Consider the following 12,320-nt stretch of genomic DNA (forward strand, 5'->3'; position numbering starts at 1 on the left):
AAGAAACGGCTTAATCGTCATCTTTTAAGGTGAATGTGGGAATGGCACGGGCTTGGTCATTCATAAAGACAGTGCGGTGCTCAAACTTCATTTTATCTGGGAAATCCGGCAGGTTGATTGCGCTGGAGGCTGTCATAAAACAAGATCCAAGCAAATGCTGGACAACAGGGCTATCGGGCGTGCGTGATAACACATACGTCGGATAATTTTCCCACGTCATTAAAACGAATTGGTAGTTATATTTTTCAACAAACTCATTTACGGCTTCAACCACACCAAATTTCATTCTTCTTGCTTCTGCATGGTTGGTGAAATCGTGACCAAGGATAAGGCCATCATCCTTAATTTTCATGTGAAAGGCTTCAAGGTCTGCTTTGACGCCTTCATAGCTGTGTAACCCATCAATGAAAATCCAGTCACAGCTTTTATCTTCAAACTGGTCAGCTACATTGGTTGAATAATCTCGGTGCATATGGACGCGCCCGGCATTGATCATGCTTTGAAAGCGTTTCTGCACATCCTGAAAACGCTGTTCTTGTTCATTATCTTCAACATTATTGGCATCTGTTGAATAATCGTCGCGCTGTTGGAATTCCCAAGGATCAATCAGATGGAGTTCTTTGGGATTATTCTGTAGGAGAATTTCATGGGAAAACTCACCCTTGGCGACACCAATTTCGATGACGCGGCCATTTTGTGGCAAAAAAGGGAGAATTTGTTTTCGATTGTTGGGAACGAGATGCATGAAAACCCCAAAATATAAGAACAGCAAAAAATATCTTTATGCCCCGCATAGAAAGAGGCATTTCGCAGTCTTACATGGAAAGGTTAATTAAGAGATAATATCAATAACAGTACCTTTTTGACTGTTATTTTGCTGGATGCTATCAGCGAGTTGCTGGGCCGCACTTGCGCCAACCTCAAAGGCAACCGAGAGATAGGTCAGGAAGTGACCATAATCTTTTTGCAAATCTTCAATTTCCTGAATGGCTTCTGTACGTTCAGCCATTTGATCAGCATTCACTTGAATGTCGATACTGGTCAGGCGTGATTGCAATTCCGTACTCACGCTATAGGCCGTATCACGGTTGATTTCCATGACAGTAAAGGTGGCAAGCAGTGAGTTTTGTAAATCCAAAACCGCATCACTGCGGGTGCTATCATCAGCATAATCGGCATAATCTGTTAGACCGGAGCCATTTTCACGATACTGGTAAAAACCGTCCTTAACGTTAAGGCCAGCCGCAGCGCCATTTACATCTTTAATGGAGTTGAGCATGAGGTCGTCAAGCTCTTCCTTATATTTGTTGAAGTCTGTTGCATTGTTGTTTTCATCGGCTTCAACAAGCTTTTCAACAAGGGCAAGGGATTCGTTAAGCACATCGGCATTATGCTGTGTATCTTTACCAAACTTACCCACATGCTGGAGCGCACGTCCAAGTTTGTTATGTTCTAATGTAAGGAAAGCATCAACTTTGTTGATGTCACGGTCCATGACCTCGTTGATTTTAACATCAAGTTGATCCAGCAACGCATTTTGCAGCATTGCAAAGCCCATCTCAAATTGGGGGCGAGCCGCAGCACTTTGGACTGCTGAAAACGATTTTGCAAAATCGCCGGGACCTAGGATACCAGTCATGATCTTATCCTAACTTTCTGTTTTCAAGAGATCACATTAAACACGATGGGATACTTCCCACAGACAATAATACTATCATGCAGGTTAACAAAAGGCTAGGGATATTGCGCTTTCAGGTGTTTTTTTAGCCCAGTGAAATACCAGCTGATTTGAGCACTTTTTCTTCATGTTCAATCAGGTGTGCGGCCTCTTTCAAGGCTTTATAAATCTGGTCACCCTCTACTAACTCTTTGATTTTTTGGACAATTTCTAAAGAGCTTGGTGTGGCTTGTAAAAAATCAGCAAGGTATTTATCAAAAGCGTGCAGGAATTCGCCTTCTTTTTCCTTGAAAATATATGCCCCTTGTAGGGAGAAATAAACGCGTTTTGCCGGCGTTTTTGCATCGGCTTGCTGCATAATTTCCTTGCCACGGAGAATCGCAGCTTCATTATGGATAATGATTTTCGAGTTCGGGCTGGCCATTTCGATCACAGCGCCGTTGATAATCATGCGGTCACCGTGTTTAAGGTCAATCGTTAAGGGCACTTTTAAATTCCTTCTTTAAAATAGTCAGCCTGTAAAAAACGCAGGTAATGGTAAAGAAAACGGGCTTGAAGAACAACAGTTAGAAACGAGTTTATTGTCTTTATCTCGATTTATCGTGTAAGTGATGATTGATTTCACTGATTTCTGGCTGCTTTTCAAGGAGTTTCAGTATGTCATCTGTTGTTGCATTGACCAAATCGGGAAGCTTTTGAGCCAAGGCTCTAAAAAACTCGAGGTCTTCAGGGTAGTCTAATGTCCAGCGATGCTGACGTAAATCTGTTGGGCTGGGTAGATTTACAAGTTTGATATCTGAGTGCGTGCGAATAAAGGGCATGACATGTTCACGGTGAAAAGGCTCTGTTGCCTCATCATCTGCGCGTCTTAGCCATTCATAAGAGGTCACTTCCGTATCAAAACCATGGGGCCAGCTTGGTGGGGCATTGTTACAGGCAAAGTCTGCACCGGATTGTTCAAAAAGTTTTAAGGTCTGGCTTGAAATATCGGGATCAACCAACGGGCAGTCACTGGTGATGCGGATGATGGTTTTGGCTTGTGTTGCATCAGCAGCCATACGATAGCGTTTAAGCACATCATCTTGGGGGCCGCGCACAACCGTTGTGCCACATTTTTCAGCTTCACGTGCAATGGCGTCATCTTGGGCAAGGTCTGGGATTGCACAGCAGACATCATCAATACCTTTAATGCGCTGACAGCGTGCAATCGCATGATGAAGGGCGCTTATGGGGCCGATTTTTTCAAGCGTCTTGCCCGGCAGGCGGGTAGAGCCAAACCGGGCTTGAATGATAACAACTGTGCGCATATGGGCCATGGCTTTTTAGGTAGCTGGTTCTTTTAACAACAGATCAAGGCGGTCATTATCCAGCCAGTCATCATTGATGTTACTGGCATAACGGAACCCTTTTTGTGCTGCGACTGCGTCATTATAAATTTGGGCAATTTCTTTACTGCCTGCTTCGCGCTCAGACCAGAAACTAAAGGCTGGTTTGACCACATAGCGATCACCGAGGTCATCTGTGTAAGGAGCATCATCTTCAGAAACCATCATTTCATGAAGTTTTTCGCCCGGGCGAATGCCAATGACTTTTTGTGGCAGTTCTGGCGCGATATAGGTCGCCATTTCCGTGATTTTCATACTTGGCATTTTAGGTACAAAAATTTCACCACCGCGCATATAGCGCAGGTTGGAAATTACAAAATCCACACCTTGTTGCAGCGTAATCCAAAAACGGGTCATGTCCGGATCGGTAATGGGCAGATGGTCTGTGCCTTCTGCAACCAGTTTTTTGAAAAACGGCAACACACTGCCGCGTGATCCCACAACATTACCATAACGCACGACACTAAAGACCGTTCCGTCTGTGCCAGAAAGGTTGTTGGCGGCGACAAAGATTTTATCCGCTGCCAGTTTACTTGCGCCATAAAGGTTAATCGGGTTGACCGCTTTGTCTGTTGAAAGGGCCAGAACATGCTTTACATCGTTGGCAAGGGCAGCGCGCACAACATTTTCAGCGCCATTTACATTGGTGCGAATACATTCTGTTGGGTTATATTCCGCAACTGGTACATGTTTGAGGGCCGCGGCATGAATGACGATATCAATATCTTTCATTGCCATTTCAAGGCGGGTCTCATCACGCACATCACCGATGAAATAGCGCATGCATGGATATTCAGTTGTGGAGAACTGCTGTTGCATTTCAAACTGCTTGAGCTCATCACGAGAAAAAATCACAAGACGTTTGAGTTTGTATCTTTCTAAAACAGTTTTAACAAAACGTTTGCCGAAGGACCCTGTGCCTCCGGTTACAAGGATGGATTTGCCATCGAGATTGACGTTCAAATCATAATAATTAGATAACCACACAGTGCAGACTCCTTGATATGCGCATTTTGTCCAATTTTATATTACTATTGGGGATAACAGTTATTTTTTCATTAATAGAACAGCTTTTGTAGAAAAAAACGTCAAGTTATAAAAAGGGGCTAAAAATAGTGATGATTATGAAAATATTAGCTTTTCTTCCGGTGCCAAAACAATATTGATTGACAGGATTCCTATCATCATCCACTATCGTAGTAGCGCTTATTGATGAAGGAGGAAATGTACCATGGCTGAAGCCGATTTTGACAATCTATCAAGTCTCGAGAAAGATGCATTTGGATTGTCCCGTGCGGCCGTTTTGTTGGATCAGGCTCGTGAAAATGATGATGCGGCTGCATTAACAAATGCGCTTAATCATAATTTAGAAATCTGGGTGGCTATTCGTACATTCGTTAGTAAAGAAGATAATGCAGTTCCTGCTGATGTGCGTGATAACTTGCTAAAGCTCGGCCAGTATGTGGCTGAAGTCACGTTCAAAAGTGCAGAAGGTTTATCTGCGAGTGATATTGCTTCTTTGGTTAATATCAATCTACAGATTTCAGAAGGTCTTCTTGAAGGCGCAGCAAGCTAAGTTTTCTTAAATTAAGAATTCTAAAAAAACGGGATGCCTGAGGTATCCCGTTTTTTGTTTTAGAGTTTTGTTGCCATCTCATCAAAGCTGGTAAGCAGGCCCTTAAAATGTATGTCTGAGGCAAAGCTTTCCGGTCTATCCGGTGAAATCAGATAGGTTGGGATTTCGGCCTTTAGCGCGGCACTTGCACCTTGCTCACTATCTTCCACCGCATAAGAATGGGCTGCTTCTACTGAAAGCTTTTCCAGTGCTGTTGTGTAAGGTAGCGGATCAGGTTTCCCCTTTGCCACCATATCTCCGCCAATCACACAAGAGAAATAGCCAGACAGATTAAACTGCTCTAACCAATGTTCAGCTTGGTCTTGCTTGCTGGAGGTGACCAAGGCGATGAGATAGTCTTTTTCTTTAGCTTTTTCTAAAACGGTTTTTGCCCCGCGTGCAGGTTGTGAACTTGCATGGGCAATAACGGTTTTTTCAACATAATAGTCATAAAGATCAGGCAATTCACCGGGGAGCTGATGGGTATGTTTTAAGGTTTTAACCACCTCCAGCAAGGGTGGGCCGTTTAGGGATTGAAATTCTTGATCAGTGCCGCGCACGCCAAAGGTATCAAGAAACCCCAGATAGGCTTTTTTTAAGCCCGTGACGCTATCACAAAGGGTGCCGTCTAAATCTAGAAAAAGCCCACGTTTTGCCATATCAGCCTCTTGCCAGCCATGACTTGATGGCGAGATTACATAGATCAGGATAAAGCGGTTCGAGCTGTTTTTTCACCACTTCGGCATAATCGCTTGGGCTTTGCTCAGATGGGCAGGGGGCAATGGGCAGGTGAACCTCAGCCAGTTTATCCCCGCCATCAATTTCAATGGTCATTTCATGAGCGGTAATGCTCACCGATGTTTCGCCCGCTTCAATGGCGCGGCGCACAGGCTCGGCCCCGCCATAGGTGGGTAGGTAGCCACGATGAAGATTGGTTGTGCCGACTTTAAAACGGTCCAATACATGTTGCGGTACGAGGTATCTCCATGAAAGGGACACCATCATGTCGATTTCATCCTCGGGTAAATAGGGGGAAATATCTTTTGCTTCTGGGTAATCCACAGCGTGAAGCGGGATGTTGTGGGCTTTGCAGAGGTCCTGAAACACCTCAAAATCATCACGGGTTTCTCCGCCCTCAGCCTTTGGGAGTTTGCCGTGGGTGAAGACGCATTTTAGATCAATATCTTTTGAGTGAAGCAGGTAGTCTTTCAAGACATTCAAGCCCGGTTGGCGGGCGAGCAGCGCAACGGTTTTAAGTGGTTTTGTTCTCATTCAACCACATCCCATGATACAGGCGTTCCCGCCACAAGGTCTTGCGTGGCTTTGCCTTTAAGGACATTTTCAAGATGTTTGGGCGCAAGGCCATAGCCCGGGCGCACAGAGCGCACGTTTTCTTTGCTAAAAGCTTCCCCCTGTTTGATGTCTTTGCACACATAAAGGGAGCGGCGAAATTTAATGGAACCTTTTTCATGTTCTGTCGGGCCGTAAGAGATTTCCCCGCGTGCATGAAAGGCCGCAAGGCAGCTGTCGCACAATTCTAAAAACTGTTCAGGTAAAGAGGAAAAGGCTGAGTCCGCCGTTGCAGGTTCGCGCGCATCAATCACATGTTTTTCAATAACCGTGGCACCAAGGGCGACTGCGGCAATGGCTTGCACAGATGTGGTGGTATGGTCTGAATAACCAATGGGCACATTAAAATGCTTTGCCATATCCGGGATATTAACCAGATGACTTTCTTTGGGGTTAGCGGGATATGAGCTGTTACATTGCAGGAGGATCAGCTCTGTACCGCCTGCATCATGAAAAGCATCAACCGCATCTTGAATATCTTCTAGGGTACACAGCCCTGTTGAGATGATCAGCGGTTTGCCCGTTTTAGCACAAGCTGAAATAAGGCCGAGATCAACGGTTTCAAAAGAAGCGATTTTATAAGCTTCAGCGCCTAAATTTTCCATAAACTCAATGCCCGCCTCATCAAAGACAGAGGCAAAAGGCGTTACATTATGTTTTCTTGCATGAGCAAAGAGTTCTTCAAACCACTCATAAGGTGTGGCGGCTTCTTCATAAAGCTCATAAAGGCGACGGCCTTTCCACAGGCTTTCCCCTGTGATGAGGAAATCTTCTTGTGGGCAATTTAAGGTAAGAGAGTCTGCCGTATAAAGCTGGAATTTAACCGCATCTGCACCGGATTTGGCGCTTTGTTCGATGATGCGTTTCGCGCGTTCAATATCACCACCATGGTTGGCGGAAATTTCGGCGATCATGTACGGAGGCTGTCCCTGTCCGATCGGGCGATTTGAAATATTAATGGTCCGCACAAGTCTCTCCATGGTATGAAAGTTTATTAGGAATTTATAACAATCTTTTGAAGGTGGGGGCAACATGATTGAATGGTATGATCTAAATGAAGATGTCGCCCTTGCCCTTGTTGATCCCCCTGAAATAGATGAGGAAACCCAGACCCAAGTGGGTTTGAACTGGGAAGGGGAGCTAAAAGCAAATCCCAACCTGACAAAAGGGCCAATCTATGCGCTGGATAAGATAACGCCTGAGGTCATTCGTCTTTATCAAACAGATTATAGTTATGTGTTGGCAGCGCGCAAAATTCCCAAGCTTGATATTTCTGCCATGGCCGTAACGGGTTTGACCATTTGTCCTGAAGGATTGGTCCTTGGTAGGCGGAGTTCCTTAGTCGTGAATACGCCAAACTTGTGGGAGCCTGCTCCGGCGGGCGGCTTATCCCAACTTGATCTTCATGCCCAGCTGTTTGAAGAATTGGAAGAAGAACTCGGTCTCACATCAAAAGACTGTGCAAGGCCAAAAGTTATTGGTGGTGTTTATGATGGCTCAACCTTTGATGTGGTGCTGAGCTTAAAAACCGCTTTATCTTTTTCTGCCCTTGAAGGTATTTTCCAGTCTTCATCGCGTGATGAATATGATGCAATCAGGCTTTTGCCTTTTGATCAGTTTGATGCGTTTTTGCAAAAAGAAACCGACAGTTCCCTTGAGATACTGCCGGTTATCTTGAAAGAGTTTCAAAAGCTCAATAATTAGAGATATTTGTTGAGCGATAGTTCTTGGAAGCGTGAGAAAACCTGATAGGACGCTTCCAATGTGCGGGCATGATCCTGCATGGTGGTGATGGCTTCCAACAAGTTGACATTCTCGATGTTACCAATGTTTTTATCAAGGAAGCCTACGTATGACTCATGAGATTCATTGGCTGTATTCACACGCACTTGCATGAAGCCCACATCAAAAGCGATTTGCTCGAAACTACCTGTTTGTTCTGCGCCAAAAGGTGGTGTGCCTGATGTTGGGAAGGATAACGAATCTTCCAGCAGATACATGGCATCATCAAGGCGGTCCGTATTTTGGTCCAATCCACCCGCAGTGCCATAAACACCTTGGGCGATAATACCCATGGCACGAATGGCTTTTTCAATCGCTGGATCAATGGCATTGAAATCCATGTCAATTGAGCGGTTTTCATTTAAGCGATGTTCCACATTCTGGTCATTGCCCTGATACCACGTCGCGGATGAAATATCCCAATCATTAACTCTCAGCGTCGTGCCATCATTTGAGGCAACCGTGTAGGTTTTATTGTTTCCTGTGGAGCCTGATACAGTAAATGTCTCACCAACAGCCAGCCCAGAAAGGCTACCTGTTGTACCTGCAACTAAAGTGCCCGGAGGCCCTGCTGTAAAGGTAATGTTACCCGTTGCAGCCGGCAGGTATGTTGTGCCGCCACTTTCCGTTAGGGTTGCAGCCTCTGCGCCACCACTATCAACAACGCCGCCTGTTGTTTCATCTTCAAAGCGTTTAGTATCCAGTGTGATAACTGTACCTGCGGCATCAATGGAGCCAATGGTAAATGTTTTATCGTTTTCACCACTGTTGCCGGAACCTTCGATGGTAATGATATCGCCCGCACTGAGTTCAGAGAAACCGCCAGCGGTTCTTGCCGTTATTGTATCAGAAGCTGCCCCTGTGCCAATCGCCATGGTGACACCGCCACTGGTTGCCCAATCGATTTTAGTGCCGTCATTCTTAACAATATAGACATTTTCCGGTTGTGCGTTTGTCGGGGTGACAAGCTGGGTGCTTTCAATGGTGATTTGTGTGTTACTGTCAATTGATTTGATCGTGTAGTTACCATCGTTATAGCCCGTATCGGCAATGGTAATTGTTGAGCCGGGTTCCAAGTTTGCAAAACTCTGTGTTGAACCAGTGCCTGGTGCAATGGTCAGGGTGCTTGTACCGGCTGTATCATCGCGATCAAATGTCAACGCATCGGTAATGGCAGAAATACCCTCGCCATTATTTGACATGGTGAATTCTTGTAAATGGGCATCACGCGTTGTTGGGTATTTGATTTTTTGACCATCATATTCAGCCTGAAAAGCATCAATGGTTGAAAGCCCCAAATCAACAGGTTGGGTTGTTGTTTTGGTTCCAGAAAAGAGATATTGACCGTCCACGTCAAGATTGAGGTAAGATTGTAAATCTTTCAGGCTGGACAGAGCCCATTTTTGCAGCTCTTGCGTATCATCTTGAACCGGAGGGTTCGAGAGATTGGATTTATAAGACTGCAAGCGGCGGTGAAATTCACTAACGCTTTTTTCAATGGCTTCAAGAGAGGTTGAGGCTGAATCAAGGCGTAGTTCAGCCGTCTGGTTGTTTTGTACATATCGTTCAGATAGAGTCTTGCTCACCTCAAGGCTGACAAGACGGTGCGATTGGGCAACGATACCAGAATAAACTTGGGTCTTTTTCTCGGTTGTGACCTGAATTTCGGCTTCAGTGAGGTTCTGCTGAGTGCGCATCATTTGGCGCACGAGCAATTGCTGTGTTGAGAGGTCTGTTACGCGTGACATTTTCTACTCTCCTTAACCTACAGCTCGATCAAGCACATCGAACATTTCGTTAATTACACTCACAACCCGTGCACTCGCTGCATAAGCTTGTTCATATAATATCAGTTGGGATAGCTCTTCGTCCAGATTTACCCCTTTAAAGGTATCGGATTTATTTTTGAGGCTATCGACCAGTACCTGTTGTGTATCGCGATCAGATGAATTATTTGCCGATAAACTGGCGCTGGAGGCCAAGACATCAATGGAATAATCCATCAAGGATTTACTACCGACAATAAAGCTACCAGCAGCATCAAAATCATGTGAGGTGGTCATGGCCTCTGCCATACCAACCGCGTTTGAGTTATCACTGGCAGCAGTATAATATTCGCCGCCCGCAATCCCGATTGTACTGTCAAATTGAACGCGCTGGGCTGCCACGAGACTTGGTGTAGATTGCAAAGATGTGCGAACATTGATTTCCTGAGCAAGCCCAATATTGGATTCTGCTATGCCCAAGTCTGAGAGCATGGTGCCGCCATTGACTTCGGCAATTACAAGTTCTTTACCCTCGGTATGGGTGATGCGCAGGCGCTCGCCTGAGCCCTCAGGTACAACAACGGCTTCCAGCTCCCCATTTAGGGTCGCATCATTGTTGATCTCGGTTGCCAGTTCTTCCAGTGTTAAGCCTGCTTGAACGGTAAAGCCTGCACCACTATGCTTATCATTACCTGAGCCAACACCACTGTCTTGATCATAAAAGAACAGCGTGGTAGCTGAAGTCGTTGAAGTGGTTGGAACGACTTTACTCTCATATGTATCAGCAACCTGATTGTCGACGAAAAAGTCGTTTAACCCCATGAAGTTTGCAAAGCCGCTGTGACTTTCAGTCGTGTGGCTATAGTTGCCCGAGCCGTCCGATTCACCAGAGGCATCAAAGGTAATAGACGCATTTTGATGGGTCAGGCCGAGGTCACCAATACTTTCCCCAACCGTTGTGTCGGCATATTCATCGCGAAAAGCCAGATACATGCTGCTGTCACCAATGGTGATGTTCATGAAGCCGTGATCTGTCTCACTAAAGGAGATTGTTGCTGTGGCCCCTTCGCCATCCAGCCATTCTTCCATACGGGTGGCAACTTCTTCGATATTGATGATCTGGGTGCCGTTGTTACCCGTGGCGCCATAATCAATACCATCATCATTTGACCCGGTTGTATCTTGAAACAGGGTTGCCAGTGTGGTTGTAGCTTGTTGTTCGCCATCACTGTTAAATAGGACCATACGGGTATCACTGCCGCTGCCAAATTCCATGGTCTGGGCACTGACATCGGCAAAATAATTCTGGCCTTCATAGCTTTGGTTACCGGGAAAGGACATACCCATATTATGGATATCATTTACCGCTTCTTGCATTTCTTCTGATAGCTCATCAAGGGTGCGCTGCATATCGTTAAGCGCGCCATCGCGTAAGTCAACCAGACCTTTCATCTTACCGCCAAGCAAATCATTGGTGATATCGTAACTGTTGACCTTGATCCCGGTAAAGCCGCCTTGGGCGTGGGAAATGGTCGGGCCACTGGCTGCTGCGCGGGTGTGAGAGATGGTTTGGGCATCAGAATCCACAAGGACCGTACCGCCTCTGGAGAAAACGGCAACTTCCCCGTTGGTGCGCTGGAAATATTGAATGTCCATCAGTGTTGAGAGCTCATCCAAAGCCATGTCGCGTTTGTCTTTTAAGTCCGATACATCGTTAGAGACAGCTTGGTTACGAATGATTTTATCATTCATGTCGGCAATGGCATGGATCAACTCATTGGCTTCAGTTGCAGCTTCTGCCAAATCCACATCGGCTTGGAGGCGCAAATCCTGAATTTCAGTTGCCATATCCTGAATTTTATCCACACTATTCATGGCCCAGCGGATGGTTTCCTGCTTATTAAGCGTGCTGTTCGGGCTGGTGGAGAGCATTTCTAAAGAGCCGACAAGCTCAGACATGATATGACTGATTGAGGTGTTATCGCCAGGGGACCCAAACAGTTCTTCCATGCGCTGATAATAGCTGTCTTTCACATCATATTGATAAAGGGCGGCATTTTCTTCGCGCACATCGCGCATGAGCCCTTCATCAACGGTACGTGTGACCTCGGAGATCTGAACACCAGCACCATTGCCTTCAACCACGCGTGTTTCAAGGTTCACGATCTTTCGTGAATAACCTTCCGTGTTGGCGTTGGAAACGTTCTCAGCAACAGTTCCGAGCGCTGATTGCATGGCGAGCAATCCGTCCTTTGCCGTATGTAGTGCGAGCGTAATTGAGCCTGCCATAATAGACCTCCGACTCTCTTCTTAGAGTTCTTGGTTTAGGGAAACAGATGCACTGTGCGGAGCTTGAGAGCCGACCCGCGCGTTATTTGCATAGGTTCCACTATGGGGTGTGTGTTCTTGTGCAGCTTCTGCCACACGGCGCATGAATTTACGATTGGTGTCCATGGCGATTTTGAGCAAACGGCCATTTTCATCAAGGAGCTCCTGCATTTCCTCACCAAGCTCACGCAAATTTTTCCGGGTATCTTCATCAATACCCTTGAAAGCGTCGGGCTTGCGTTGCAGGGATTTCATGTGGCGTTCATAAAACAGGCTGAGCTGGGTTTTCTCATCCAGCCGATCTTGGACTTTATTGCCACCATGGCTGCGCAAGGCGTCATTTTCAGCACTTAAGATTTCGATCATGCGTTCGCAGATGAAAATCAGATCGTTCACGCGTTCCATCATATCCATAA

Annotated in this window: 13 protein-coding genes; 2 read left to right on the forward strand and 11 right to left on the reverse strand. The window is 45.9% G+C overall.

Annotated features, from left to right (window positions below; all coding sequences use genetic code 11):
- Positions 1-10: 10 nt before the first annotated feature.
- From MTBPR1_RS15155 to pseB, 5 genes are all read right to left on the reverse strand, one after another.
- Positions 11-745, reverse strand: a complete 735-nt coding sequence (locus MTBPR1_RS15155; RefSeq protein ID WP_069189867.1) for a class I SAM-dependent methyltransferase — start codon at positions 743-745, stop codon at positions 11-13.
- A gap of 87 nt (positions 746-832) precedes the next feature.
- Positions 833-1,639: a hypothetical protein gene (locus MTBPR1_RS15160; RefSeq protein WP_069189868.1), complete on the reverse strand. Its 807-nt coding sequence runs from the start codon at positions 1,637-1,639 to the stop codon at positions 833-835.
- 124 nt (positions 1,640-1,763) lie between these two features.
- Entirely contained in the window at positions 1,764-2,165 is a 402-nt protein-coding gene (locus tag MTBPR1_RS15165) for a flagellar biosynthesis repressor FlbT (RefSeq protein ID WP_069189869.1), read from the reverse strand.
- Between the two features lie 100 nt (positions 2,166-2,265).
- Positions 2,266-2,985, reverse strand: coding sequence for a cytidylyltransferase domain-containing protein (locus tag MTBPR1_RS15170; RefSeq protein WP_069189949.1), 720 nt, complete (start codon positions 2,983-2,985; stop codon positions 2,266-2,268).
- Between the two features lie 15 nt (positions 2,986-3,000).
- Positions 3,001-4,050: a UDP-N-acetylglucosamine 4,6-dehydratase (inverting) gene (gene pseB / locus MTBPR1_RS15175; protein ID WP_069189870.1), complete on the reverse strand. Its 1,050-nt coding sequence runs from the start codon at positions 4,048-4,050 to the stop codon at positions 3,001-3,003.
- A 244-nt stretch (positions 4,051-4,294) separates the two neighbouring features.
- Here pseB and MTBPR1_RS15180 point away from each other — a divergent pair, with 244 nt between their 5' ends.
- Positions 4,295-4,639 carry a flagellar biosynthesis regulator FlaF gene (locus MTBPR1_RS15180; protein ID WP_069189871.1) on the forward strand — a complete coding sequence of 115 codons (345 nt, stop codon included), beginning with the start codon at positions 4,295-4,297 and terminating at the stop codon, positions 4,637-4,639.
- Positions 4,640-4,698: 59 nt separating this feature from the next.
- On the opposite strand, the gene MTBPR1_RS15185 is transcribed toward MTBPR1_RS15180, so the two are convergent.
- The 3 genes from MTBPR1_RS15185 to pseI are packed head-to-tail and all read right to left on the reverse strand — an operon-like array spanning position 4,699 to position 6,942.
- Positions 4,699-5,337, reverse strand: coding sequence for an HAD family hydrolase (locus MTBPR1_RS15185; RefSeq protein WP_069189872.1), 639 nt, complete (start codon positions 5,335-5,337; stop codon positions 4,699-4,701).
- 1 nt (position 5,338) lies between these two features.
- A complete protein-coding gene (locus MTBPR1_RS15190; RefSeq protein WP_069189873.1) occupies positions 5,339-5,950 on the reverse strand; it encodes a formyltransferase family protein in 612 nt (203 codons plus the stop codon).
- Positions 5,947-6,942: a pseudaminic acid synthase gene (gene pseI / locus MTBPR1_RS15195; protein ID WP_240492929.1), complete on the reverse strand. Its 996-nt coding sequence runs from the start codon at positions 6,940-6,942 to the stop codon at positions 5,947-5,949. The genes MTBPR1_RS15190 and pseI overlap by 4 nt, the downstream gene beginning before the upstream one ends.
- 118 nt (positions 6,943-7,060) lie before the next feature.
- Here pseI and MTBPR1_RS15200 point away from each other — a divergent pair, with 118 nt between their 5' ends.
- Complete coding sequence (locus MTBPR1_RS15200; RefSeq protein ID WP_069189875.1) at positions 7,061-7,732, forward strand: hypothetical protein; 672 nt, start codon at positions 7,061-7,063, stop codon at positions 7,730-7,732.
- Here MTBPR1_RS15200 and MTBPR1_RS15205 read toward each other — a convergent pair.
- From MTBPR1_RS15205 to MTBPR1_RS15215, 3 genes are read right to left on the reverse strand one after another with little or no spacing between them, the layout of a single operon-like run.
- Entirely contained in the window at positions 7,729-9,558 is a 1,830-nt protein-coding gene (locus MTBPR1_RS15205; RefSeq protein ID WP_069189876.1) for a flagellin, read from the reverse strand. The genes MTBPR1_RS15200 and MTBPR1_RS15205 overlap by 4 nt on opposite strands.
- Positions 9,559-9,570: 12 nt before the next feature.
- A complete protein-coding gene (flgK, locus tag MTBPR1_RS15210) occupies positions 9,571-11,865 on the reverse strand; it encodes a flagellar hook-associated protein FlgK (protein ID WP_083223137.1) in 2,295 nt (764 codons plus the stop codon).
- A 21-nt stretch (positions 11,866-11,886) separates the two neighbouring features.
- Positions 11,887-12,318 (reverse strand): hypothetical protein, encoded by a 432-nt coding sequence (locus MTBPR1_RS15215; RefSeq protein WP_069189878.1) that lies wholly within the window; start codon positions 12,316-12,318, stop codon positions 11,887-11,889.
- Between the last annotated feature and the right edge of the window lie 2 nt (positions 12,319-12,320).

The sequence above is a fragment of the Candidatus Terasakiella magnetica genome (assembly GCF_900093605.1).
GTDB classification, from domain to species: Bacteria; Pseudomonadota; Alphaproteobacteria; order Rhodospirillales; family Terasakiellaceae; genus Terasakiella; species Terasakiella magnetica.